Origin of the sequence: Muriicola soli, from assembly GCF_004139715.1 — a bacterium.
In the GTDB taxonomy this organism is placed as follows: domain Bacteria; phylum Bacteroidota; class Bacteroidia; order Flavobacteriales; family Flavobacteriaceae; genus Muriicola; species Muriicola soli.
Genome location: NZ_CP035544.1, coordinates 2214443 through 2236814, shown reverse-complemented (window position 1 = coordinate 2236814; position 22372 = coordinate 2214443). Strand labels below are relative to the sequence as shown.

Here is a 22372-nt window from a genome sequence, read left to right as displayed (position 1 = left end):
TGAGCTTTAAAAAGCTTCTGTAGCTGTTTTAATTAAATGAGCAGAGGTAGCCACTTATAAATCTGCTTTATTCAAATGAACAATGGCACTTATCAACTGTCTTTCTTCAGACAGATCGGTCTTTTCTTTTTTAAAATAGAGCTTCATTTTTTCCGCTGAAGGTGGATCGAGTTGCTTGAGGAATTTGTTTCTTTTAAGCGAAATTTCTTTGATTGGCCCGTTGTTCTGCTGCAGGAAATAAGAGCTAAATGTGGTAAATTTACTAGGAGTAGGGTTTACCATTGAATTTGCTGCAGGTTTTGCCTCTGTGTATTTAGACTCCAGGTGTTTGTAGAGTGTAAATTCGTTGCTTTGGTATAATTTGATTAGGTAACCTTCCTCATGAACATCCTTGTCGGTCGTAAACGTCAGATAGTGATATGCTTTCTCGCCAATACTTGCTTCAAGGACTACGTTGGGATCCCTTATCAATGCCTGGTGTTTTTCTTCTGTCAGATGAGTTTTTTTAAGTTCGATCTCCTTGGAAAATATGTTATACCGGTAATAAAATTCGCCCAGGTCTTCATCTTTGTACCATACATGGCCTAATTCAAAAGAATCGTTTTCATAAGGCGTTCCCACTTCGGCACCGACAAAATGTGTAACCTTCCCGTCATCGTCTCTTACGAGTTGAAACAACTTTTGCATGCTAGGGGTCCATCTTTGATGGAAGTTAGCGAAGGGATCGTTTTCCACTGCCCCTATCTGGGGTGCCGCTGTACCCACCTGCTGACTGCAGAGCACATAAGAAGATAAAAGAATCAAAGAGAAGGCTAATCTTTTCACGACGAGGTATCAATTGAATTGATGTATTCAAAGGTACGAATCAGATCGGCTTCTTCGCTCAAATCAATTTTCTCTTCTTTGATAAAAGTGCTTACCTGATCCCTAATCTCCTTATCCAGGATTTTCAGAAGGGCTCCTCTTTTTTGGGCGAGTTGATCAATTCTATCTACCCCGGCCTTTTTGTAGTAGTACTCTGTAAAATGGGCATATCTGCTTGGGATGGCCATAACCATGGAGTTAGCGGCTGCTTTGCCTTCACTATACTTTACAGCCAGGCGGTGATAAAGCGTGTAAGAATCGCCCTCTGAGATGATGGAGAGATATCCATTTTTTGTCTCGTTCTTTTTGGTGATATAGGTCGTGAACCTCAATTCCCTCTTGGCGTATTTTATTCGGACTTTGTCGTCTGCCAAAAGTCTTTTAGGTTTTTCCTCAGGAAGATTAGATTCCTTAATCTCGATCTCACTATTTAACGCATTATAACGTATATAATAATCTCCAATATAATCTTCACCGAAATAAACCTTACTCTTAATAAATTCATCATTGAGATACGGAGATCCCAATATTTCTTCTTCAACAGAATTTTTTTTGGAGCGTAGATCAGCCATGCGGGCGGCAAGAAATGGATCAGTAGTTGCTTTTCCCCCAATTCCAAAAGCACCTCCGGCTCCTCCTGCAATCTGACCAGATACTTGTCCATAAGAAAAATTAATAGTTAAGAAAGCTAAGAATAAAGAGAAAATGTATTTCATGCTCATTAAGTATTTTTAAAATTGTAGGCGCTAAAATTAAACGAATTTTTTTAGATATGGATAATTATGTTTATCCGATAATGAATAAACAAAAATGGCTGTCTATAATAGTAGACAGCCATTTTTTATTTCCAAATTCTATTTAATCCTACGGAGGACACAGACTTAGTTCAGCCGTAATATCTCCAACAAATGGACTAGGTCCATCAGAGTAAGCTAAATTTCCATCGGGACCGTACAACTGATAGGTATTTTCCGAATCAAAACTACCAGCTAAGTATTCAAATGTTACTTCTATGGCAGAAGGAGGTATAGTGAATGTAACTGAATTTTCACTTCCCTGAGCTGCACTAACGTCATAGTCTGTTGCTACGCCGTCAACTGTAACCCTGAAAGAAGCTCCGTTCCAGCCATCTCCAAAGGAATCCTGCATATCTAATTGGTAATCCCCGGCAACCGGCCCTGTTGGGAAACATGCGATCAGGATATCGTACTTATAAGGTGAATTAAAATAAGATCCCCCAAGGACGTTACCATTACCATTTTGATTAGACCAGGTGCTTCCGTCTGTAAGTGTTACTTCAAAACGAAAACTAAATACATCTGCACCCTTATAGTCGGCTCCTAGCAGGGTTCCTGCTTCAGCCAAAGTGATGTCGTATGTAAGTTCGGGCAGTCCTCTTGAACTTGTGGTGAGGTCACTTGCCTGATAGGTTTCAATTAATTGTTCTGCAACACTGTTTCCGCCCCCAGAGTTATCTGTATATGAGGCATACAATTGAATTGATTGAAGTAAACCTCCAAATTCGGCGTCCTGCTCTTCAACAGTCACTGTCCAAAGAGAATTAGGCTCAAATGCATTGAAAGGGTTGCCTTCCTGGTTTCTGGTTCTCAAAACTGCACCAACGGTAAAGTCGTTTAGAACCGTGTCCACGGCTTTATCATCCGCTTCACAGGAGATAAAGAACGTTGTGGAAAACGCTAAAAGAACTATTAAAACTTTTTTCATCGTATTTTTTTTAAATTAATTAGCAACAGGGAATGAAGGTGATGCAGGGTTTGTATCCCAGAAAACCTGTCCGGTAACATTTGATTTCTGCGCTATAGAAGAATTCGTATTAGCGGCATTCGCAGGATAGAAATGACTCCTAATAAATGCACCAGGATTAGGCTCTAAATTGGGCTCTAAATTGGTAGGATATCCTTTTCTTCTATAGAAATTATAAGCGTCATGGCCGTTACCTTTAAGAGCAATAAAGAATTGCTCTGCCATGATGTTCCATTTACCTTCATCATCAGCAGCATCAAAAGCAGCATCAACAGAGGCTATAAAATCAGAAATATCTGTAGCCGAAGGCTCGAATGAAAGGTCAGCTGTTGCATCGAGTGATCCAAAAGTGGTTACCTTGTTGATAGACTTGGTAACTCCAGCCAAAACAAAGGCTTTTCCAGATGCAGGGCTGCTGTTCATAGCTAATTCCGCTCTCCAAAAATCGACTGTAGAGGCAAGGATTACAGGAGTAATTCCTGCTCCACCACCACCAGTTCCTAAACTGGTTTCAGAGAAACTGTTATCATCAAACTGACCTGCCTGTGGGTAAACTCCAACTGCAGTCCTCAATAATCCATCTGGTGGAATACCTGAGTTGTTACCGTGATTTCTTCCCCAGTACCCATTGTCTAGAGTACAGAATGGAAAGCCACCAGCTACATACTGTGGAGGAGGTGATTGCAAAGAACAGTCTAATGTTTCCTCATTTGGAGGCACAGGGTCACCATTGACATCGTTAGATCCTGGAGTACCATCGTTCTGACGGTAATAGTAATAACGAATACGAGGATCATCCGAAGTATCCATAAGATTCATCATCCAAACAGAGGCGTAGTCACCACCACCGGTTACGGTATAGTTCTGAGCGTAGTTAGGATGTCTTGTATCTGGTTGAACAGCATTTGCCCCCCACTGAAACTGGAAATCGTCATCAGTTGAAGAAATGTAATTTCCACTACTTACAATACTGTTAAAAGCTGAGGCATTTCCTAAATTAAGATGTAACCTCATTTTTAAAGTATTAGCTGCCTTTACCCATGCATCCCAGTCTCCGTCATAATAGAAGTCGATATCCGGATCTGCCAAGGCTGTCGCATTGAAATTAGCAATAGCCTGATCTGCCAAAGCCAGAGCCGCTGCATAAATGTCAGCGCCACTATCAGGTGCCGGATTTAAGTTGTCCGCACCTCCAATAGCTTCAGAATATGGAATATCACCAAAATAATCTACTAATAGGGTAATGGTGTACGCTTCAATCAATTGCGCAATGGCAAGGTGATGTACAAGGCCTGCTTCTTCTGCAAGAGGCGCCAAATCCCGACCGTTCTTAATTATTTCCTGGTAAGCATCTTCCCAGCTTCCATCAAAGTTCTGAGGTGAATAGGCATTCTGGTAGTTTCTACTACCCATCCATTCCATACGCACTGTCTCAGCACCTGTCTCTCCCAGAGATTCAACAACTCGTGCGAATCTAACCTGAACTTCGTTCAAATAGAAGTCCGGATCTGCCTGAGCAGGTGTCAGGGCATTCGGGTTATCCGCAAGGTCCAGATTGGTGGTTTCGCACCCTGTGAAAAGGACTCCACCGATCAAACCAATACTTAAATATTTAAATATGTTTTTCATGATCAATTTTTATTTTAATTAAAATGAAGCTTTTACACTGAATCCATATCTTCTTGAACTTGGTCCATTAAGATAATCAAATCCTCTACCATTTCCAATACCAACACCGGCCACGTTAGGATCGAAGTTCGTACCCTTGGGAATGTTAATGGCTTCGTACCACATGTTGAATCCGGATACCGTAAAGCTTAAGGAACCAAAAGGTGTTTTATCTAAGAATTTAGACGGAACGCTGTACCCTAAAGAAACTTCTTGTAATCTGAAGGTAGATGCATCGAATACCCCTAGTTCATCTGGCCCGAACAATACATTGTTAAAGTAGAATGTAGAGTTGTTGATCTGAACATCGTTAGGTGTTCCATCTCCTTTTACCCCAGGAAGGATAAAGGTGTTCAAACGGTCTACAACATCAGTTGTAAGACCCCTACCAATTAGTACAGAAGCGGTTCTGGAATAGATATCTCCACCATGGGTATAGTTAAACAAGAAGTTAAAATTAAAGTTCTTGTAGCTAAAGCTATTCCCAATGTTCAATACCCAATCGGGGTTAGGGTCACCAATTTCGAATAGACCATTTTCCTCGATATAATCTCCATTTGCATCAACGACAAAGTTGTCATCTGCATCGCGCTGAATTCTTGTACCTAACATTATTCCGAGAGGCTCACCTACTCGCGCAGCATTACCAAGGTTGGTAAAACCAGCAAAAATAATATCTTCTGCATCCAATCCGAGATCAGTTACTTCAGATTCGTTAAAGAACCAGTTTGCATTTAAGCTCCAATCAAGATCTCCTGATTCCTGACCTCTAACAAGAGCCAGGGTAGCATCTACTTCCGCACCCCAGGACTTGATTTCCCCAACGTTAGTTTGAGTAGTTGTAAAACCTGTGGATGGGTCAAGAGGACGATCAATAATAAGATCCTCAGTGGTTCTGGTATAGTAGGAGGCATCTAAAGTAAGACGGCTTCCGAAGAGACGAGTCTCAACACCAAATTCTAGTTCTTCCAAAAGTTCAGGCTTTAGATTGGGGTTACCCAATAAGTTAGCACTTACATTGGTTACGGTATTGTTTCCGTCTCCGTCCTGGAAGTTCTGTGTATCAAGGATCAGGGTAGAAGCAACCGGATATCCCGTTGGGAAGTTAGCCGATGTTCCATAACCTGCTCTAAGTTTCATATAGTTTATACCATTCTCGCTTTGAAGACCAGGAATAAACTTGGTAGGAATAAGCGATAAACTTGCACTGGGGTAGAAGATAGCGCGGTTGTCTTGAGACAGGTTAGATACCCAGTCATTCCTTCCGGCTAATGTAAGATAGATCATACGATCGTAGTCAAAATCAAACTGCCCATAAACCCCGGCAATATTACGCTCTTGTAAAAATTGGATAGGCTCAAAAAGGGAGAAGTTAAAGTGACGCAGTACGCCAAATACTTGCTGTCCTGAACTAGCCACACCATTCTGATCGAATTTTTCACTTCTGGTGGTAGCACCAAGGTTGAAACTGAAACCAACTTTCTCAGAGATCTCGTACTGTCCGGTAAGGATCAGGTTGTGATCGAATAAGGTATTGGTATTGTTCCAGGTCTGGAGGATACCACTTTGGGTAGCTACACTACCTCCAATACCACCTTTGTTCTGAGAGGTGATGTTATTTTCACTATAGACATCCAAACCGAAACGGTAAGTGATGTTAAGGTTATCATTTATGTCATATACTAAGGCCATGTTTCCAAAAACCCTTTTGGTATCCTGTTCTGTCTTGGAGTTTTTTACGGTCCAAAGTGGATGCTGGATACTATTGTTTTGACGATAGTAAACACTGGATCCGTCTACAGGACTTTCAAAAGGCAATCCCTGAATGTCGACACTCCTTGGTGTATAGAATACGTTGGCAAATACTGAAGATCCAGTTCCAAACACACTGTTACCTGTACTTGCAGCAACCGGAGGCGACTGGAAGTTTGTATTAGCGAAGTTCAGCGTACCTGATGCGGTGATCTTGTTGGAGAGCACTGCTCTACCCCCTAGACCAACTGTATATCTTCTAAGGTTGTTACCCGGTGTAAAACCTTGATCGTCAAGGTGACCGAAGTTCATGTTATAACTCATGCTTCCATCATCAGATGAACCGTTGATGTTAACCGAGTTGGTTTGAACTACACCTTGCTTAAAGAATTTCTCAACACTATCATAAGGCCTCCATGGGTACCTTGCTCCCTGAAACTCGGGGAAAGCAGCCTGGATGGCTGAAGTTGAAGTAGAGTAGGGATGAGCAAGTGTTCCTGCATCGTCTATAGCTGCCTGAGTTCCCCAACCTGCTACGCCATCTCTGTCAAAGCTCGGTCCCCAGTTACTGAAGAACCAACCGAAGGCCTGGTCGAATCCGTTACCGAATTCATCCTGGTAATCGGGAAGAGAAGCGATCTCGTTGATAAACATCGAGCTGCTAACCGTTACTTCGTTTTTCTTTGCCTGACCCGATCCTGCAGCACCGTTCTTGGTAGTAATAAGGATAACCCCGTTACGACCAGCAGTACCATAAAGGGTGGCTGCTGCCAAACCTTTTAATACGTTTACACTTTCGATATTATTGGGATCCAAATCAAGGAATCTACTGGAACCGTTGTTTCCATCAACGAAGCTGTTACCACCTCCGCCCTGGGATTGTCCGTTAGTACCACTGTCAAAGGGTACGCCGTCAACAATAAACAAGGGCTGGTTACTACCACTAAAAGTACTAAGACCCCTGATGATAATACTGGTACCAGAACCGGAAAGACCACTCTGGGCCTGGATGTTAACCCCCGAAGCCTTACCTGTTAAGATACGACCAACATCACCCTCGGCACGTTGCTCAAGCAGTTCATCACTAACTTCAGAAACTGCATACCCCAGGGCCTGCTTCTCTTTCTTAATACCTTGTGCCGTTACCACAACTTCTTCAAGCGCCTGAGCATCCTCCTGCATTTGCACGTTGATAGTGTTACTGGCTCCAATTGTAATCCGTACATCTCTTTGTCCGATGTAGCTAAAAAGAAGAGTCTGACCTGCACTTCCTCTGATGGAGTAATTTCCATCGAAATCGGTTTGAGTACCGGAAGTACTACCTTCAATTACGATGTTTACTCCTGGAAGCGGAAGTCCGTCCTGGTCCGTTACGGTACCGGAGACCGTCTTCTCCTGCGCAAAGGTCAAATGCACAACAAACGCCAATAGTAGCGTCAAGATTCCATTTAAATTTGTTCTCATTTTTAAATTATTTGAATTAGCTAAGTGCGAAAATCACAATTCTATGTTAATAATCCAAACTTATTTTAATAAAACTTTAAGAGATAATTCCCTTAAAGAGGAATCCCAGCCCACCATATTTAAAAAATTTTAACATATTCTTTATAAATCCGTAATAGATAACGATCCTATTTATTTGAGGCAGACCGATTTGTCATTTTCGCATTACTCACAACCCGTTGGAGGAAACCATTAGCAAAGCCATTCAGCGGATTAAAAGAAATGTGGTTGTGATACCAGTCAAAGCGCACAAATTGTAAAAAAGACTACCGGGTGTAATAATTGAGAATCACAAAATGCATTTAACCTTATACCTTATATATATAGGAAAGAAAATTCGCTGTTGAGATGGGGATTTTACACAGCTCTATAAAAGGAATTTTAAAAAGCTATAAAATTCGTTGTCAACCGTTTGAATTATGTTTAATAATTACTACATTTGCCGACCCTTAAAAGGGGCTATCATTATTTTAGAGTAAAATTTATGCCAACAATTTCACAATTAGTACGAAAAGGAAGGGCCACAATTACCAAGAAGAGTAAATCGGCTGCTTTGGATTCGTGTCCCCAGCGAAGGGGGGTTTGTACGCGTGTTTATACAACTACACCGAAGAAACCAAACTCGGCTATGAGAAAAGTAGCCAGGGTTAGGTTAACCAACGGAAAAGAAGTAAACGCATACATCCCCGGAGAAGGACACAATCTTCAAGAGCACTCGATAGTATTGGTTAGAGGCGGAAGGGTGAAGGATTTGCCAGGAGTTAGATATCACATCGTGAGAGGAGCTTTGGACACTGCAGGTGTAGCCGGCAGAACTCAGAGACGATCTAAGTACGGCGCCAAAAGACCCAAAAAGTAAGCAACACTTTTAAAAAGAAGCAATGAGAAAAAGACAGGCAAAGAAAAGACCACTTTTACCAGATCCGAGATTCAATGATCAGCTGGTAACCCGTTTTGTAAACATGATGATGTGGGACGGAAAAAAGTCGGTAGCCTTTAAGGTGTTTTACGATGCAATTGATATCGTAGAAGAAAAGAAGACTGACGAAGAGAAGTCAGGTTTGGAATTATGGAAAGATGCACTTTCCAATGTAATGCCTCACGTTGAAGTAAGAAGCCGAAGGGTTGGGGGAGCAACATTCCAGATCCCGATGCAGATCAGACCGGACCGCAAGATTTCTACCGCCATGAAATGGTTGATCAGTTTTTCAAGAAAAAGAAACGAAAAGTCGATGGCTCAGAAGCTGGCTGCAGAAATTCTTGCAGCGGCTAAAGAAGAGGGCGCGGCGGTGAAAAAGCGAGTTGATACTCATAAGATGGCTGAGGCCAATAAAGCATTCTCTCACTTTAGATTCTAATACGCAAGATGGCTAGAGATTTAAATTATACAAGAAATATAGGTATTGCCGCTCATATTGATGCCGGTAAAACCACCACTACCGAACGAATCCTTTTTTACACTGGTGTAAGCCATAAAATTGGAGAAGTTCACGATGGAGCGGCTACCATGGATTGGATGGAGCAGGAGCAGGAGCGCGGAATTACTATTACTTCCGCAGCAACCACCTGTACCTGGAATTTTCCCATGAAGAATGGGCAAATGACTCCGGAGTCAAAGCCTTACCATTTTAATATTATCGATACTCCCGGCCACGTTGACTTTACTGTTGAGGTGAACCGGTCTTTACGGGTTCTCGATGGTCTCGTTTTCCTTTTTAGCGCCGTAGACGGGGTTGAACCTCAGTCTGAGACTAACTGGCGTCTGGCAGACAATTACAAGGTGCCAAGAATGGGATTTGTCAACAAAATGGACCGTCAGGGTGCCAACTTCCTCAACGTGTGCAAACAGGTTAAGGACATGTTGAAATCCAACGCTGTACCTATTGTACTTCCCATTGGTGATGAAGCTGATTTTAAAGGAATTGTGGATCTGGTAAAAAACCGGGCCATTGTATGGAATGAGGAGGACTTAGGTGCAACCTTCGATGTGATTGACATTCCGGCTGAAATGCAAGCTGAGGTAAAGGAATACAGAGCTGCGTTGATTGAGGCCGTTGCTGAATACGATGAAAGTCTGATGGAGAAATTCTTCGAAGATGAAGACTCTATCACGGAAGACGAGGTACACGCTGCTTTGAGAGCTGCGGTAATGGACATGAGTATCATTCCAATGATCTGTGGTTCTTCCTTTAAGAATAAAGGGGTTCAGTTTTTACTTGATGCCGTATGCCGATACCTTCCTTCGCCCTTAGACAAGGATGCTATCGTCGGAATAAATCCTGAAACCGAGGCTAAAGTCTCAAGGAAACCGGATATTAAAGAGCCTTTTGCTGCCCTTGCTTTTAAAATTGCCACTGATCCTTTTGTAGGTCGATTGGCTTTCTTTAGAGCGTATTCAGGAAAACTGGATGCGGGATCTTACGTGTTGAATAACAGATCTGGTAACAAGGAGAGGATCTCTCGTATTTACCAGATGCATTCCAACAAGCAAAACGCCGTTGATTCAATTGCGGCTGGAGATATTGGAGCTGCTGTTGGTTTCAAAGACATCAAGACAGGGGATACGCTTTCTGATGAGAAGCACCCTATTGTTCTTGAAAGTATGAACTTCCCAGATCCGGTTATCGGGATCGCGGTTGAGCCTAAAACCAAGGCTGATGTAGATAAGTTGGGTATGGCCCTTGCCAAACTGGCTGAGGAAGATCCAACCTTTCAGGTTAAAACAGATGAGGCCTCAGGTCAGACTATTATTTCGGGGATGGGAGAACTGCACCTCGATATTATTACAGACCGTCTGCGCAGGGAATTTAAGGTAGATGTTAACCAGGGTCAGCCTCAGGTTGAGTACAAGGAAGCTATCACCCGTTCAGCAGATCACAGGGAAACATATAAGAAACAAACAGGGGGTAGAGGTAAGTTCGCGGATATCGTATTTACCATGGAACCTTCTACTGAAGAAAAACCCGGACTGGAGTTTGTGAATATGATCAAGGGAGGGAACATTCCAAAAGAATATATTCCTTCTGTTGAGAAAGGCTTTAAAGAAGCGATGAAAAACGGTCCTTTGGCCGGATTTGAAATGGACAGCATGAAGATAATTCTAAAAGACGGTTCTTTCCACCCTGTGGATTCAGACTCCCTGTCTTTTGAATTGGCTGCCAAACTTGGATATAAGCAAGCTGCAAAAGCTGCACGCGCTGTACTTATGGAACCTATAATGAAAGTTGAGGTACTTACTCCTGAAGAAAACATGGGAGATATCGTAGGTGACCTTAACAGAAGAAGAGGCCAGGTAAATGCGATGGACGACAGAGCAGGAGCTAAGGTGATCAAGGCAGAAGTGCCACTTTCAGAAATGTTCGGTTATGTCACTGCTTTGAGGACACTATCTTCTGGTAGGGCAACGAGTACTATGGAGTTTGCGCATTACGCAGAAACACCATCAAATATTGCAGAAGAGGTAATAAAAGCAACCAAAGGGGTAACCGCTTAATTCTTAGAGATGAGTCAGAAAATCAGAATAAAGTTAAAATCATACGATTACAACCTGGTAGATAAGTCTGCCGAGAAGATAGTCAAAACGGTAAAGACAACCGGAGCTGTGGTAACAGGACCAATTCCATTACCCACGCATAAAAAGATCTTTACGGTTTTGCGTTCACCTCACGTAAATAAAAAGTCGAGAGAGCAATTTCAATTGAGCTCTTACAAGAGGTTACTTGATATTTACAGTTCTTCTTCCAAAACTATTGATGCGCTCATGAAATTAGAGCTGCCAAGTGGAGTGGAAGTTGAGATCAAGGTGTGATAGAATAATTGGAGGGCGGTATGCCTTCTGCGACATGTCCGGAGCGATTCGCAAAGGAAAAACGGAAACAAAAATACATTCGGGGTCGAATTATTTTTGGCCCTGTTTTTTTGTCAGATAAATGAGAATTTTTAAAAACAATTAATAATAAATAGTATGTCTGGGTTAATAGGAAAAAAAGTAGGCATGACCAGCATCTTTGACGACAACGGAAAGAACGTTCCGTGTACCGTCATTGAAGCAGGTCCTTGTGTCATTACCCAAGTCAGAACCGAAGAGGTAGACGGGTATAATGCCCTTCAGCTCGGTTTCGATGACAAGGCAGAAAAACGTGCTAAAAAGTCCGAACAGGGACATTTTAAAAAGGCAGGTGCTTCTCCCAAGAAAAAAGTCGTCGAGTTCCGTGATTTTGAAGGAGAGCACAAATTAGGAGACACCCTTGGGGTGGATCTCTTTGTGGAAGGGGAGTTTGTGGATGTTACTGCAACTTCAAAAGGAAAAGGATTTCAGGGGGTGGTTAAAAGACACGGCTTTGCCGGTGTAGGACAAGCCACTCACGGGCAGCACAACCGATTAAGGGCTCCAGGGTCTATCGGTGCGGCTTCGTATCCTGCGAGAGTGTTCAAAGGAATGAAGATGGCAGGCAGAATGGGAGGAGAACGGGTTACTGTTCAAAACCTTCGCGTCCTGAAAGTAGTTCCGGAAAAAAACCTGATCGTTTTGAAAGGGTGTGTACCCGGTCATAAAAACGCATATTTAACGATTGAGAAATAATGAAGGTAGCAGTCTTAGATATCAACGGAAAAGAAACAGGGAGAAAGGCAGACCTTTCTGATGCTGTTTTCAAGATAGAGCCTAATACACATGCCATTTACCTGGATGTAAAACAGTACAGGGCTCATCAGAGACAAGGTACCCACAAGGCTAAGGAAAGAGCTGAAATTGTTGGAAGTACCCGTAAGATCAAAAAGCAAAAAGGAACCGGAACCGCAAGGGCAGGAAGTATCAAATCGCCCATCTTTCGCGGAGGTGGAAGAATCTTTGGGCCCCGACCTAAGGATTACACCCTTAAGCTCAACAAAAACCTGAAACGTCTGGCCCGTAAATCGGCCCTTAGTATCAAAAATGATGAAAAGGCGATCATGGTAGTTGAGGACTTTAATTTCGAGACCCCGAAGACCAAGGAATTTTTAAAGGTTCTAAAAGGTCTGGGACTGGAAAATAAAAAGTCGCTCTTTGTCTTGGGCGAATCAAATAATAACGTATATTTGTCGTCGCGCAATTTGGAAGGTTCTGAGGTTGTAACTAACTCAGAATTAAGCACTTACAAAATATTAAATGCAAATAATATTGTGCTTTTGGAAGGGTCGCTAGAAGGTATAGAGGCCAACTTAAATAAATAGGAAATCATGAGTGTGTTAATAAAACCAATCATAACGGAAAAGATGACAGCTGATAGCGAGTTACACAATCGCTACGGTTTCATCGTAAATCCCGGTGCCAACAAGTTGCAGATCAAAGATGCGGTTGAGGAAACATACGGGGTATCCGTAAGGAAGGTGAGAACCATGAATTACGGTCCAACACGCAAGACGAAGTACACCAAAACAGGGGTACAACAGGGTAAGACAAGTGCCTATAAAAAGGCGATTGTCGATGTTGCGGAAGGTGATGTCATTGATTTTTACAGTAATCTATAAAGACACCAAATGTCAGTTAGAAAATTAAAACCGATCACTCCCGGACAGCGATTTAAAGTAGTAAACGGATTTGACGCGCTTACTGCTGATAAGCCGGAGAAAAGCTTGCTTGCTCCGTTAAAAAAGTCGGGAGGTAGAAACAGTCATGGAAAAATGACCATGCGCCACAAAGGTGGAGGTCACAAAAGAAGGTATCGTCTGGTCGATTTCAAAAGGACGAAACACGGAGTAAATGCCGAGGTGAAATCCATTCAATACGATCCCAACAGAACTGCCTTTATCGCTCTTATTGAGTATAAAGACGGGGAAAAGAGTTATATCATCGCACAGAACGGGCTACAGGTAGGGCAAAAGGTCACATCAGGAGCCGGGTCTGCGCCAGAGATCGGAAATGCATTGCCTTTAAATGAAATTCCGTTGGGAACCATTATTTCCTGTATTGAATTACGTCCTGGTCAGGGAGCGGTTATGGCAAGAAGTGCCGGAACCTTTGCTCAACTTATGGCTAAGGAAGGAAAATATGTAACGATAAAACTGCCATCCGGGGAGACCAGAATGATTCTGGGGAATTGTTTGGCAACCGTTGGTGCTGTTTCCAATTCAGATCATCAGTTGATCGTTTCAGGAAAGGCAGGACGTAGCCGTTGGTTAGGAAGAAGACCAAGGACAAGGCCGGTAGCGATGAACCCTGTAGATCACCCAATGGGTGGTGGGGAAGGAAGAGCTTCCGGAGGTCATCCAAGATCGAGAAACGGTATTCCTGCAAAAGGATACAGAACTCGTTCTAAGACCAAGGACACGAACAGATATATAATAGAACGTAGAAAGAAATAAAAAGTAGAAAGAAATGGCACGTTCACTAAAAAAAGGACCCTACGTTCACATAAGTCTGGAAAAGAAAGTCAGACAGAATGTAGACTCAAATAAAAAGACCGTCATCAAAACATGGTCCAGGGCCTCCATGATCACTCCTGATTTTGTAGGACAGACTATCGCAGTACACAACGGAAAGCAGTTTGTTCCTGTTTATGTAACTGAGAACATGGTGGGTCATAAGTTGGGTGAATTTTCACCAACAAGATCTTTCCGCGGTCATGCCGGTGCAAGAAATAAAGGTAAAAAGTAAGCTATGGGAGTTCGAAAAAAACAGATGGCCGAAAGAATAAAGGCAGAGAAGAAAGAGCTGGCCTTTGCGAAATTGAACAACTGCCCTACATCGCCTCGTAAGATGCGACTGGTTGCTGACCTTGTAAGGGGTGCTGAGGTTGAGAAGGCATTAGCTATTCTCAGGTTCAATCCCAAGGAAGCGTCCAGAAGGCTGGAGAAGTTATTGCTGTCTGCTATAGCAAACTGGCAGGCCAAGAACGAGGATGCTGATGTTGAAGAAGCAGATCTTTACGTGAAGGAAATTCGCGTCGATTCAGGCAGAATGCTAAAGCGCCTCAGACCTGCACCACAGGGAAGGGCACACAGAATAAGAAAACGTTCAAACCATGTAACCTTGGTTGTAGGCGCTAACAATAATACAGAAGCTTAGTATGGGACAAAAGACAAATCCAATAGGAAACCGACTGGGTATTATCAGGGGATGGGAATCTAACTGGTACGGAGGTAATGACTACGGAGATAAACTTGCTGAGGATGATAAGATCAGAAAGTATATCAACGCACGTTTGGCTAAGGCCAGTGTTTCCAGGGTCATCATTGAAAGAACTCTGAAGTTGATCACCGTTACCATCACCACAGCAAGACCCGGGATCATCATCGGAAAGGGTGGCCAGGAAGTGGATAAATTGAAGGAGGAGCTTAAAAAGATTACAGATAAAGAGGTTCAGATCAACATTTTTGAGATCAAGAGACCTGAAGTTGATGCCAACCTGGTTGCAGCGAGTATCGCACGACAGATTGAAAACAGGATCTCCTACAGAAGAGCCATTAAAATGGCAATTGCTGCGGCAATGAGGATGAATGCTGAGGGGATTAAAATTATGATCTCCGGCCGATTGAACGGAGCTGAAATGGCGCGATCAGAATCTTATAAAGAAGGACGTATTCCTTTGTCTACTTTCAGGGCTGATATTGATTACGCCATGGAAGAGGCGCATACGACTTATGGCCGTTTGGGGATCAAAGTATGGATAATGAAAGGAGAAGTTTACGGAAAAAGAGATCTGTCTCCTTTAGTTGGAATGTCTAAAGGTTCGGGGAAAGATAAATCCGATGCCGGAAGAAAACGAAGAAGAAAATAAATTAATAAAGTAGGATAAGATGTTACAGCCGAAAAGAACCAAGTTTCGAAAAGCACAGAAAGGCCGTATGAAGGGAAATTCCGGAAGAGGCCACCAGCTCTCTAATGGGATGTTTGGAATTAAATCATTGGATTCCAGCTTTATTACTTCACGTCAGATCGAGGCAGCGAGGATTGCTGCAACCCGATATATGAAAAGACAAGGCCAGCTTTGGATCAAGATATTTCCGGATAAGCCTATTACCAAAAAGCCCCTCGAGGTAAGGATGGGTAAAGGTAAAGGTGCGCCAGAATACTTTGTAGCCGTCGTAAAGCCGGGAAGAATCATGTTCGAAGTAGCAGGGGTTCCTATGGATATAGCTCAGGAAGCACTCAGGCTTGCTGCTCAGAAATTACCGGTGAAAACGAAATTTATTGTGGCAAGGGATTACGAAGCCGCTTAATATTACTGATAAAGAAGATCATGAAACAGTCAGAAATAAACGAGTTGTCGGTAGAGGAATTAAAGGAAAAAATGTCCGATTTCAAAAGGAAACATGCCGATTTGAAAATGGCTCACGCTGTAACACCACTTGAAAATCCTCTTCAGCTGAGGCAGGTGAAGAAAACAGTAGCTAGACTAGCCACAGAATTAACAAAAAGGGAAAACCAATAACGGGTTCTGCTTTATGGAAAAAAGAAATTTAAGAAAAGAACGAGTAGGCGTTGTAACCAGCGACAGAATGGAGAAATCAATTGTGGTTTCTGAAGTAAAGCGGGTAAAGCATCCTATGTATGGTAAGTTCGTATTGCGGACAAAGAAATATGTTGCACACGATGAAACCAACGATTGCAAGATTGGCGATACTGTAAAGATCATGGAAACCAGACCTTTGAGTAAGACCAAATGCTGGAGATTGGTAGAAATCCTTGAAAGAGCTAAATAATTATGTTACAACAAGAATCTAGACTTAAGGTGGCGGATAATACCGGGGCGAAAGAGGTACTGACCATTCGTGTACTTGGAGGAACCAAAAGGAGATACGCCTCTGTTGGTGACAAAATAGTAGTATCTGTAAAGGAGGCTACACCCAACGGTACAATAAAAAAAGGAGCTGTGTCTACGGCGGTAGTGGTACGTACCAAGAAAGAGGTGCGCAGACCAGATGGATCATACATCCGCTTTGATGACAATGCCTGTGTACTCCTCAACCCCACAGGGGAAATGAGAGGAACCAGGGTATTTGGTCCTGTAGCGAGAGAGCTCAGAGATAAGCAGTTTATGAAGATTGTTTCATTAGCTCCCGAGGTGCTATAAACTGACAAGACGATGAAATTAAAAATTAAAACAGGAGATACAGTACGCGTTGTTGCAGGTGACCACAAAGGTTCCGAAGGCAAGGTGGTTACTGTAATCCGACAGAAGAACAAGGCGATTGTTGAGGGCATCAATATGGTGTCTAAACACGAGAAGCCAAGTGCTAAAAACCCTCAAGGGGGAATAGTAAAAAAAGAAGCACCAATCCATATTTCAAACCTTTCCCTTATCGACGGCAAGTCTGGAGATACCACAAGGGTAGGATATGAAACCAGAGACGGGAAAAAAGTGCGGATTTCAAAGAAATCTAACGAGGTAATATAGTTATGACTTACGTTCCAAGATTAAAGAAAGAATACAAAGAGCGCGTAATCAAGGCGCTGCAGGACGAGTTCGGGTACAAGAATATTATGGAAGTGCCTAAATTGAAGAAGATCGTTGTAAGCAGAGGTGTAGGTGCCGCTGTGGCCGACAAGAAGCTTATTGACCATGCGGTTGAAGAACTCACCAATATTACCGGACAAAGGGCGGTATCCACGATCTCTAAAAAGGATGTGGCGTCTTTTAAACTGAGAAAAGGAATGCCTATCGGGGCGAAAGTTACCTTAAGAGGTGAGAGAATGTATGAATTTCTCGATCGATTGGTAACTACGGCTTTACCCAGGGTAAGAGATTTCCAGGGAATCAGGGCTACCGGATTTGACGGCAGGGGAAATTACAACCTCGGAGTTACCGAACAGATCATTTTTCCTGAAATAAATATTGATAAGATCAACCGGATCAACGGAATGGATATCACTTTTGTGACCAGCGCTGAAACCGATAAAGAAGCACAATCCCTCTTGGCAGAATTGGGACTACCTTTTAAAAAGAATTAGTATGGCTAAAGAATCAATGAAAGCCCGTGAACGTAAAAGGGCAAAAACAGTAGCAAAATACGCTGAGAAGAGAAAAGCCCTTAAAGAGGCAGGCGATTACGAGGCATTACAAAAATTGCCCAGAGACGCTTCTCCGGTGCGTATGCACAATCGTTGCAAGCTCACAGGAAGACCTAAAGGATACATGAGAACTTTTGGTTTGTCCAGGGTAATGTTCAGGGAAATGGCCAACAAAGGGTTGATTCCGGGAGTTAAAAAAGCAAGTTGGTAATCCAAATAAAAGGCAAGAAGATGTTAACAGATCCTATATCAGATTATTTGACAAGAGTTAGAAACGCCAGTAGGGCGGGTCACAGGGTTGTTGAGGTGCCAGCTTCCAATCTTAAAAAAGAGATCACTAAGATTTTGTTTGACCAGGGGTATATCCTGAGCTACAAATTCGAGGAAGATAAAGTACAGGGCACAATAAAAATTGCTCTGAAATACGATAAGCAGACCAAAGAGCCTGTGATTAAAAAAATTCAGCGTATCAGTAAGCCGGGATTGCGTAAGTACGCAGCATCCGATGATATGCCGAGGGTTTTAAATGGTTTGGGGGTTGCAATAGTCTCCACTTCTCACGGAGTGATGACCAGCAAGCGGGCCAAGAAAGAAAATGTTGGCGGTGAAGTGCTCTGCTACGTTTATTAAACCGATTAAAAGTAAAAGAAATGTCTAGAATAGGTAACAATCCGATAGCGATCCCAGAAGGAACATCCGTAGAGGTCAATGATAACATCATTACCGTAAAAGGGAAGCTGGGTGAACTTACTCAGGAATTCTCCGCAGTCGAGATCAAGATAGAAGACGCCCAAGTTTGGATTACAAGGCCTTCTGATTCTAAGGAACACAAGGCAAAACACGGTCTGTACAGATCTTTGGTTTACAACATGATTGAAGGAGTGTCTAAGGGTTGGACTAAGGAATTGGAATTGGTAGGTGTAGGATACAGGGCCAGCAATCAGGGTCAGAAATTGGATCTTGCCCTTGGGTTTTCGCACAACATTGTTTTTGACCTCGCACCAGAAGTGAAGGTTGAAACCACTTCGGAAAAAGGTAAAAACCCTACCATTAAATTAACATCGTACGACAAGCAATTGATCGGGCAAATTGCAGCCAAAATACGTTCGTTCCGCAAACCTGAACCTTACAAAGGAAAAGGAATCAAATTTGTCGGAGAACAATTGAGAAGAAAAGCAGGTAAATCAGCATAAGAGTAAGATTATGGGATTGTCAAAAACAGAAAGACGAGAGCGCATCCGAAAAAGGATCAGAAAGATTTCCTTCGGAACCTCAGAGAGACCTAGACTGTCTGTATACAGAAGTAACAGCGAGATCTATGCACAGGTAATCGATGACAACGAAGGTAAAACCCTGGTTGCAGCTTCGTCACGAGACAAGGAATTGAGTAAAAGCAAAGGAACGAAAATGGAAATCGCAGCTCTGGTAGGGAAGGCCCTGGCCGAAAAAGCGAAAAAAGCCGGAATTGAGACTGTAGCTTTTGACCGTGGAGGCAATCTTTACCACGGGCGAGTAAAATCATTGGCCGAAGGTGCCAGAGAAGGTGGATTAAAATTTTAATAGATACTATGTACGGCAAATACAAGAATGTAGAAACAGTTAAACCCGGAGGCCTTGAACTTAAAGACCGTCTGGTAGGCGTTCAGAGGGTAACCAAGGTAACCAAGGGAGGTAGAGCATTTGGTTTCTCTGCCATCGTGGTTGTCGGGGATGAAAACGGTGTAGTTGGTCATGGTTTGGGTAAGTCCAAGGATGTCGCTACTGCCATCGCCAAGGCTATTGAAGATGCCAAAAAGAATCTGATTCGTATTCCTTTAAACAAGGGCACAGTGCCCCACGAACAAAAAGGAAAATACGGAGGAGCAAGGGTATACATTCAACCTGCTTCTCATGGTACTGGGGTAATTGCCGGTGGTGCCGTAAGGGCGGTATTGGAATCTGTTGGGGTACAGGATGTATTGTCAAAATCTCAGGGATCATCCAACCCTCACAATGTGGTAAAAGCTACTTTTGACGCCTTATTGCAATTAAGAGATGCCAAAACGGTAGCTATGCAGCGAGGAATTGCCATGGAAAAAGTCTTTAAAGGATAAGGAACGATGGGAAAGATAAAAGTAACACAGGTAAAAAGCGGTATCAAAAGAACTCAGAATCAAAAGAGGACACTTGAAGCGCTCGGGCTGCGTAAAATTGGACAAGAGGTTGTTCACAACGATACGCCTAACATCCTTGGGATGATCAATAAAGTTAAACATTTGGTTTCTACAGAAGAAGCTTAAGAAATAAGTGTTGAGATGAATTTAAGCAATTTAAAACCAGCAAAAGGTTCTGTTCACAAGGATGGCAAAACCATCGGTAGAGGCCAGGGATCCGGAAAAGGCGGTACTGCCACCAGGGGTCATAAAGGGGCGAAGTCCCGTTCTGGTTACTCCAAGAAAATTGGTTTCGAAGGTGGACAAATGCCATTACAGCGCAGGGTTCCCAAATTTGGATTTACCAATATCAACCGGGTAGAATACCGGGGTATTAATCTCAATAAACTCCAGGACCTAGTTGATGAAGGTAAGGTGAAAAAAGAAGTCACCCTGGAAAACCTTATCGAAAATAATCTAGCCGGGAAGAATGATTTGGTAAAAATTCTCGGGGGAGGTGAATTAAAGGCTTCCTTGAAAATAACAGTACACAAGTTTACCGCCAGTGCCAAGAAAGCGATCGAAGCTGCTGGAGGAGAAGCGATAACACTATAAGAGAGCAGGCTCTATGAAGAAATTTTTTGAGATCATATCTAATATCTGGAAGATAGAAGAGCTGAGGAACAGGATACTGATGACCCTCGGCCTTTTACTTGTCTACCGTTTTGGTGCACAGGTGGTACTTCCTGGTATTGATACCTCACAACTGGCAGCCTTATCTTCAAATACAGAACAAGGTATTCTGGGGATTCTGAATGCATTTACAGGAGGAGCATTCGCCAATGCTTCTGTTTTTGCCCTCGGGATCATGCCTTATATCTCAGCATCTATTGTAGTGCAGTTGATGGGGATTGCGGTGCCATATCTTCAGAAGCTAGACAAAGAAGGAGAAAGCGGACGGAAGACCAAAAATCAGATCACCAGATGGTTAACTATCGGTATCTGTATTGTTCAGGCTCCTGCATATTTGTACAGTCTCGGGGCTCTTGGAGTACCTGATAGCGCCTTTTTACTCGGAAAAGGACTCGGGTTTATTGTCCCTTCAGTGATTATCCTGGTGACGGGCTGTGTCTTCGCCATGTGGTTGGGAGAAAAGATTACGGATAAGGGGATTGGAAATGGGATTTCACTCCTTATTATGATCGGAATTATTGCAACTATGCCTCAGGCATTTGTGCAGGAAGCAATTACCAGATGGGACGGCAATGGGGGGCCAATGCTGATTCTCGTTGAAGTGATACTCTGGTTCGTAGTTATTTTGGCAAGTGTCTTACTCGTCATGGCCACACGCAGAATCCCTGTGCAGTATGCCAGAAGATCGGCTTCCGGGGGATACGAAAAGAATATTATGGGGAGCAGGCAGTATATCCCTCTGAAGTTGAACGCTTCCGGGGTAATGCCAATCATCTTTGCTCAGGCCATCATGTTTGCACCGGGCTTACTTGGCCGGACTTTCAATGATACCGCAATTGGGCAGTGGATGGAAGTTCAATTTCAGGATATCTTCGGTTTGGCATACAATATATTGTTTGCCTTGCTGATCATCATATTTACCTATTTCTACACCGCTATAACGGTACCTACCAATAAAATGGCAGATGACCTCAAAAGAAGTGGTGGATTTATTCCCGGCATCAGACCAGGAAAGGAAACAGGTAGTTTTTTAGATAAAATAATGTCATTGATCACGCTACCCGGTTCAATATTTCTAGCCTTTTTGGCTGTATTACCGGCTATCGTAGTGAAGTTAATGGACATTCAGGCAGGATGGGCGCTGTTTTACGGCGGAACCTCTCTGCTGATTATGGTAGGAGTTGCTATCGATACGGTACAACAAGTAAATGCCTACCTATTAAACCGTCACTATGACGGCCTAATGAAAACAGGTAAGAACAGAAAAGTAGCATAAGATATGGCCAAACAAGCAGCAATAGAGCAGGATGGAAGTATCATAGAGGCCTTGTCCAATGCCATGTTCAGAGTTGAACTTGAAAACGGACACGTGGTTACTGCTCATATCTCGGGAAAAATGCGCATGCATTATATTAAATTATTGCCCGGGGATAAAGTGAAACTTGAGATGAGTCCTTACGATTTGAGTAAGGCCAGAATTACATATAGATATTAAGAAACTCGAGATATGAAAGTAAGAGCATCGATAAAGAAAAGAAGTGCCGACTGCAAAATTGTTCGCAGGAAAGGCAGGTTGTACGTAATTAATAAGAAGAATCCCAGATTCAAACAAAGACAAGGGTAATTATGGCAAGAATTGCAGGGGTAGATATCCCAAAACAAAAAAGAGGTGTTATAGCCCTTACCTATATTTTCGGAATTGGTAAGAGCAGAGCTCAGGAAATTCTGGACAAAGCAAAAGTAAGTGCTGATGCCAAAGTGTCTGATTGGAATGACGACGAGATCGGGAGAATCCGTGACGTGGTCTCTTCTTATAAGATCGAAGGGGAATTGAGATCCGAGAATCAGCTTAATATCAAAAGGTTGATGGATATCGGTTGTTACCGGGGAATAAGGCACAGATCCGGTCTTCCGTTACGAGGACAGAGAACCAAGAACAATTCCAGGACAAGGAAAGGAAAAAGAAAAACAGTGGCCAACAAGAAAAAGGCTACTAAGTAATAAG

Annotated in this window: 33 protein-coding genes; 28 read left to right on the top strand and 5 right to left on the bottom strand. The window is 42.8% G+C overall.

Going from position 1 to position 22372, the window contains the following annotated elements; genetic code table 11:
• Positions 1-54 precede the first annotated feature (54 nt).
• The 5 genes from EQY75_RS10220 to EQY75_RS10200 all read right to left on the bottom strand — a co-directional run bounded on the left by EQY75_RS10220 (position 55) and on the right by EQY75_RS10200 (position 7512).
• Positions 55-825 (bottom strand): hypothetical protein, encoded by a 771-nt coding sequence (locus EQY75_RS10220; protein WP_129605580.1) that lies wholly within the window; start codon positions 823-825, stop codon positions 55-57.
• Positions 822-1580, bottom strand: a complete 759-nt coding sequence (locus EQY75_RS10215; RefSeq protein ID WP_129605578.1) for a hypothetical protein — start codon at positions 1578-1580, stop codon at positions 822-824. The genes EQY75_RS10220 and EQY75_RS10215 overlap by 4 nt, the downstream gene beginning before the upstream one ends.
• Positions 1581-1728: 148 nt before the next feature.
• Positions 1729-2589: a hypothetical protein gene (locus EQY75_RS10210; RefSeq protein ID WP_129605576.1), complete on the bottom strand. Its 861-nt coding sequence runs from the start codon at positions 2587-2589 to the stop codon at positions 1729-1731.
• A 15-nt stretch (positions 2590-2604) separates the two neighbouring features.
• Positions 2605-4257, bottom strand: a complete 1653-nt coding sequence (locus EQY75_RS10205) for a SusD/RagB family nutrient-binding outer membrane lipoprotein (protein WP_129605574.1) — start codon at positions 4255-4257, stop codon at positions 2605-2607.
• 18 nt (positions 4258-4275) lie between these two features.
• The gene (locus EQY75_RS10200; protein WP_129605572.1) at positions 4276-7512 is read right to left on the bottom strand and encodes a SusC/RagA family TonB-linked outer membrane protein; all 3237 of its coding nucleotides are present in this window, start codon (positions 7510-7512) and stop codon (positions 4276-4278) included.
• 523 nt (positions 7513-8035) lie between these two features.
• On the opposite strand from EQY75_RS10200, the gene rpsL reads away from it, so the two are divergent.
• The 28 genes from rpsL to rpsM all read left to right on the top strand — a co-directional run bounded on the left by rpsL (position 8036) and on the right by rpsM (position 22368).
• Positions 8036-8410 carry a 30S ribosomal protein S12 gene (rpsL, locus tag EQY75_RS10195; protein ID WP_013305196.1) on the top strand — a complete coding sequence of 125 codons (375 nt, stop codon included), beginning with the start codon at positions 8036-8038 and terminating at the stop codon, positions 8408-8410.
• Between the two features lie 22 nt (positions 8411-8432).
• Positions 8433-8909 (top strand): 30S ribosomal protein S7, encoded by a 477-nt coding sequence (gene rpsG, locus EQY75_RS10190; RefSeq protein WP_129605570.1) that lies wholly within the window; start codon positions 8433-8435, stop codon positions 8907-8909.
• A gap of 8 nt (positions 8910-8917) precedes the next feature.
• Positions 8918-11044 (top strand): elongation factor G, encoded by a 2127-nt coding sequence (fusA, locus tag EQY75_RS10185; protein ID WP_129605568.1) that lies wholly within the window; start codon positions 8918-8920, stop codon positions 11042-11044.
• A 9-nt stretch (positions 11045-11053) separates the two neighbouring features.
• Positions 11054-11359, top strand: a complete 306-nt coding sequence (gene rpsJ / locus EQY75_RS10180; RefSeq protein WP_008613600.1) for a 30S ribosomal protein S10 — start codon at positions 11054-11056, stop codon at positions 11357-11359.
• A 156-nt stretch (positions 11360-11515) separates the two neighbouring features.
• Positions 11516-12133, top strand: a complete 618-nt coding sequence (rplC, locus tag EQY75_RS10175) for a 50S ribosomal protein L3 (RefSeq protein WP_129605566.1) — start codon at positions 11516-11518, stop codon at positions 12131-12133.
• Complete coding sequence (gene rplD / locus EQY75_RS10170) at positions 12133-12762, top strand: 50S ribosomal protein L4 (RefSeq protein ID WP_129605564.1); 630 nt, start codon at positions 12133-12135, stop codon at positions 12760-12762. The genes rplC and rplD overlap by 1 nt, the downstream gene beginning before the upstream one ends.
• A 6-nt stretch (positions 12763-12768) precedes the next feature.
• Entirely contained in the window at positions 12769-13059 is a 291-nt protein-coding gene (gene rplW, locus EQY75_RS10165; RefSeq protein WP_129605562.1) for a 50S ribosomal protein L23, read from the top strand.
• Positions 13060-13068: 9 nt separating this feature from the next.
• Complete coding sequence (gene rplB, locus EQY75_RS10160; RefSeq protein ID WP_129605560.1) at positions 13069-13893, top strand: 50S ribosomal protein L2; 825 nt, start codon at positions 13069-13071, stop codon at positions 13891-13893.
• Positions 13894-13906: 13 nt separating this feature from the next.
• On the top strand, positions 13907-14185 hold the full coding sequence (gene rpsS, locus EQY75_RS10155) for a 30S ribosomal protein S19 (RefSeq protein WP_129605558.1): 279 nt from the start codon (positions 13907-13909) through the stop codon (positions 14183-14185).
• A gap of 3 nt (positions 14186-14188) precedes the next feature.
• Entirely contained in the window at positions 14189-14596 is a 408-nt protein-coding gene (gene rplV, locus EQY75_RS10150; protein WP_129605556.1) for a 50S ribosomal protein L22, read from the top strand.
• 1 nt (position 14597) lies between these two features.
• Positions 14598-15308: a 30S ribosomal protein S3 gene (gene rpsC, locus EQY75_RS10145; RefSeq protein WP_129605554.1), complete on the top strand. Its 711-nt coding sequence runs from the start codon at positions 14598-14600 to the stop codon at positions 15306-15308.
• A gap of 19 nt (positions 15309-15327) precedes the next feature.
• On the top strand, positions 15328-15750 hold the full coding sequence (gene rplP, locus EQY75_RS10140) for a 50S ribosomal protein L16 (RefSeq protein ID WP_129605552.1): 423 nt from the start codon (positions 15328-15330) through the stop codon (positions 15748-15750).
• A 20-nt stretch (positions 15751-15770) separates the two neighbouring features.
• Positions 15771-15962, top strand: a complete 192-nt coding sequence (gene rpmC / locus EQY75_RS10135) for a 50S ribosomal protein L29 (RefSeq protein WP_129605550.1) — start codon at positions 15771-15773, stop codon at positions 15960-15962.
• Positions 15963-15975: 13 nt separating this feature from the next.
• On the top strand, positions 15976-16233 hold the full coding sequence (rpsQ, locus tag EQY75_RS10130; RefSeq protein WP_129605549.1) for a 30S ribosomal protein S17: 258 nt from the start codon (positions 15976-15978) through the stop codon (positions 16231-16233).
• Positions 16234-16235: 2 nt separating this feature from the next.
• Positions 16236-16604 carry a 50S ribosomal protein L14 gene (gene rplN / locus EQY75_RS10125; protein WP_129605547.1) on the top strand — a complete coding sequence of 123 codons (369 nt, stop codon included), beginning with the start codon at positions 16236-16238 and terminating at the stop codon, positions 16602-16604.
• Positions 16605-16616: 12 nt separating this feature from the next.
• The gene (gene rplX / locus EQY75_RS10120; protein WP_129605545.1) at positions 16617-16928 is read left to right on the top strand and encodes a 50S ribosomal protein L24; all 312 of its coding nucleotides are present in this window, start codon (positions 16617-16619) and stop codon (positions 16926-16928) included.
• A 2-nt stretch (positions 16929-16930) separates the two neighbouring features.
• Positions 16931-17482 carry a 50S ribosomal protein L5 gene (rplE, locus tag EQY75_RS10115; RefSeq protein WP_129605543.1) on the top strand — a complete coding sequence of 184 codons (552 nt, stop codon included), beginning with the start codon at positions 16931-16933 and terminating at the stop codon, positions 17480-17482.
• Between the two features lies 1 nt (position 17483).
• Entirely contained in the window at positions 17484-17753 is a 270-nt protein-coding gene (gene rpsN, locus EQY75_RS10110; protein WP_129605542.1) for a 30S ribosomal protein S14, read from the top strand.
• 20 nt (positions 17754-17773) lie between these two features.
• A complete protein-coding gene (gene rpsH / locus EQY75_RS10105) occupies positions 17774-18172 on the top strand; it encodes a 30S ribosomal protein S8 (RefSeq protein ID WP_129605540.1) in 399 nt (132 codons plus the stop codon).
• A 20-nt stretch (positions 18173-18192) separates the two neighbouring features.
• The gene (gene rplF / locus EQY75_RS10100; RefSeq protein WP_129605538.1) at positions 18193-18735 is read left to right on the top strand and encodes a 50S ribosomal protein L6; all 543 of its coding nucleotides are present in this window, start codon (positions 18193-18195) and stop codon (positions 18733-18735) included.
• Between the two features lie 10 nt (positions 18736-18745).
• On the top strand, positions 18746-19102 hold the full coding sequence (gene rplR, locus EQY75_RS10095; RefSeq protein WP_129605536.1) for a 50S ribosomal protein L18: 357 nt from the start codon (positions 18746-18748) through the stop codon (positions 19100-19102).
• A gap of 8 nt (positions 19103-19110) precedes the next feature.
• Positions 19111-19635, top strand: a complete 525-nt coding sequence (gene rpsE, locus EQY75_RS10090; protein ID WP_129605534.1) for a 30S ribosomal protein S5 — start codon at positions 19111-19113, stop codon at positions 19633-19635.
• Positions 19636-19641: 6 nt separating this feature from the next.
• Positions 19642-19821 (top strand): 50S ribosomal protein L30, encoded by a 180-nt coding sequence (gene rpmD, locus EQY75_RS10085; RefSeq protein WP_129605532.1) that lies wholly within the window; start codon positions 19642-19644, stop codon positions 19819-19821.
• A 15-nt stretch (positions 19822-19836) separates the two neighbouring features.
• Positions 19837-20289: a 50S ribosomal protein L15 gene (gene rplO, locus EQY75_RS10080; protein ID WP_129605530.1), complete on the top strand. Its 453-nt coding sequence runs from the start codon at positions 19837-19839 to the stop codon at positions 20287-20289.
• Positions 20290-20302: 13 nt separating this feature from the next.
• Positions 20303-21643 (top strand): preprotein translocase subunit SecY, encoded by a 1341-nt coding sequence (gene secY / locus EQY75_RS10075; RefSeq protein ID WP_129605529.1) that lies wholly within the window; start codon positions 20303-20305, stop codon positions 21641-21643.
• A 3-nt stretch (positions 21644-21646) separates the two neighbouring features.
• Positions 21647-21862, top strand: a complete 216-nt coding sequence (gene infA / locus EQY75_RS10070; RefSeq protein WP_013751343.1) for a translation initiation factor IF-1 — start codon at positions 21647-21649, stop codon at positions 21860-21862.
• Positions 21863-21874: 12 nt separating this feature from the next.
• A complete protein-coding gene (gene ykgO / locus EQY75_RS10065; RefSeq protein ID WP_010519235.1) occupies positions 21875-21991 on the top strand; it encodes a type B 50S ribosomal protein L36 in 117 nt (38 codons plus the stop codon).
• Positions 21992-21993: 2 nt separating this feature from the next.
• A complete protein-coding gene (gene rpsM, locus EQY75_RS10060; protein WP_129605527.1) occupies positions 21994-22368 on the top strand; it encodes a 30S ribosomal protein S13 in 375 nt (124 codons plus the stop codon).
• Positions 22369-22372 lie beyond the last annotated feature (4 nt).

What these genes read in the sequence shown, in the direction of transcription:
- EQY75_RS10215 (WP_129605578.1), bottom strand. Translation starts at nt 1,580, where the DNA reads ATGAAATACATTTTCTCTTTATTCTTAGCTTTCTTAACTATTAATTTT.
- EQY75_RS10210 (WP_129605576.1), bottom strand. Translation starts at nt 2,589, where the DNA reads ATGAAAAAAGTTTTAATAGTTCTTTTAGCGTTTTCCACAACGTTCTTT.
- EQY75_RS10205 (WP_129605574.1), bottom strand. Translation starts at nt 4,257, where the DNA reads ATGAAAAACATATTTAAATATTTAAGTATTGGTTTGATCGGTGGAGTC.
- EQY75_RS10200 (WP_129605572.1), bottom strand. Translation starts at nt 7,512, where the DNA reads ATGAGAACAAATTTAAATGGAATCTTGACGCTACTATTGGCGTTTGTT.
- rpsL (WP_013305196.1), top strand. Translation starts at nt 8,036, where the DNA reads ATGCCAACAATTTCACAATTAGTACGAAAAGGAAGGGCCACAATTACC.
- rpsG (WP_129605570.1), top strand. Translation starts at nt 8,433, where the DNA reads ATGAGAAAAAGACAGGCAAAGAAAAGACCACTTTTACCAGATCCGAGA.
- fusA (WP_129605568.1), top strand. Translation starts at nt 8,918, where the DNA reads ATGGCTAGAGATTTAAATTATACAAGAAATATAGGTATTGCCGCTCAT.
- rpsJ (WP_008613600.1), top strand. Translation starts at nt 11,054, where the DNA reads ATGAGTCAGAAAATCAGAATAAAGTTAAAATCATACGATTACAACCTG.
- rplC (WP_129605566.1), top strand. Translation starts at nt 11,516, where the DNA reads ATGTCTGGGTTAATAGGAAAAAAAGTAGGCATGACCAGCATCTTTGAC.
- rplD (WP_129605564.1), top strand. Translation starts at nt 12,133, where the DNA reads ATGAAGGTAGCAGTCTTAGATATCAACGGAAAAGAAACAGGGAGAAAG.
- rplW (WP_129605562.1), top strand. Translation starts at nt 12,769, where the DNA reads ATGAGTGTGTTAATAAAACCAATCATAACGGAAAAGATGACAGCTGAT.
- rplB (WP_129605560.1), top strand. Translation starts at nt 13,069, where the DNA reads ATGTCAGTTAGAAAATTAAAACCGATCACTCCCGGACAGCGATTTAAA.
- rpsS (WP_129605558.1), top strand. Translation starts at nt 13,907, where the DNA reads ATGGCACGTTCACTAAAAAAAGGACCCTACGTTCACATAAGTCTGGAA.
- rplV (WP_129605556.1), top strand. Translation starts at nt 14,189, where the DNA reads ATGGGAGTTCGAAAAAAACAGATGGCCGAAAGAATAAAGGCAGAGAAG.
- rpsC (WP_129605554.1), top strand. Translation starts at nt 14,598, where the DNA reads ATGGGACAAAAGACAAATCCAATAGGAAACCGACTGGGTATTATCAGG.
- rplP (WP_129605552.1), top strand. Translation starts at nt 15,328, where the DNA reads ATGTTACAGCCGAAAAGAACCAAGTTTCGAAAAGCACAGAAAGGCCGT.
- rpmC (WP_129605550.1), top strand. Translation starts at nt 15,771, where the DNA reads ATGAAACAGTCAGAAATAAACGAGTTGTCGGTAGAGGAATTAAAGGAA.
- rpsQ (WP_129605549.1), top strand. Translation starts at nt 15,976, where the DNA reads ATGGAAAAAAGAAATTTAAGAAAAGAACGAGTAGGCGTTGTAACCAGC.
- rplN (WP_129605547.1), top strand. Translation starts at nt 16,236, where the DNA reads ATGTTACAACAAGAATCTAGACTTAAGGTGGCGGATAATACCGGGGCG.
- rplX (WP_129605545.1), top strand. Translation starts at nt 16,617, where the DNA reads ATGAAATTAAAAATTAAAACAGGAGATACAGTACGCGTTGTTGCAGGT.
- rplE (WP_129605543.1), top strand. Translation starts at nt 16,931, where the DNA reads ATGACTTACGTTCCAAGATTAAAGAAAGAATACAAAGAGCGCGTAATC.
- rpsN (WP_129605542.1), top strand. Translation starts at nt 17,484, where the DNA reads ATGGCTAAAGAATCAATGAAAGCCCGTGAACGTAAAAGGGCAAAAACA.
- rpsH (WP_129605540.1), top strand. Translation starts at nt 17,774, where the DNA reads ATGTTAACAGATCCTATATCAGATTATTTGACAAGAGTTAGAAACGCC.
- rplF (WP_129605538.1), top strand. Translation starts at nt 18,193, where the DNA reads ATGTCTAGAATAGGTAACAATCCGATAGCGATCCCAGAAGGAACATCC.
- rplR (WP_129605536.1), top strand. Translation starts at nt 18,746, where the DNA reads ATGGGATTGTCAAAAACAGAAAGACGAGAGCGCATCCGAAAAAGGATC.
- rpsE (WP_129605534.1), top strand. Translation starts at nt 19,111, where the DNA reads ATGTACGGCAAATACAAGAATGTAGAAACAGTTAAACCCGGAGGCCTT.
- rpmD (WP_129605532.1), top strand. Translation starts at nt 19,642, where the DNA reads ATGGGAAAGATAAAAGTAACACAGGTAAAAAGCGGTATCAAAAGAACT.
- rplO (WP_129605530.1), top strand. Translation starts at nt 19,837, where the DNA reads ATGAATTTAAGCAATTTAAAACCAGCAAAAGGTTCTGTTCACAAGGAT.
- secY (WP_129605529.1), top strand. Translation starts at nt 20,303, where the DNA reads ATGAAGAAATTTTTTGAGATCATATCTAATATCTGGAAGATAGAAGAG.
- infA (WP_013751343.1), top strand. Translation starts at nt 21,647, where the DNA reads ATGGCCAAACAAGCAGCAATAGAGCAGGATGGAAGTATCATAGAGGCC.
- ykgO (WP_010519235.1), top strand. Translation starts at nt 21,875, where the DNA reads ATGAAAGTAAGAGCATCGATAAAGAAAAGAAGTGCCGACTGCAAAATT.
- rpsM (WP_129605527.1), top strand. Translation starts at nt 21,994, where the DNA reads ATGGCAAGAATTGCAGGGGTAGATATCCCAAAACAAAAAAGAGGTGTT.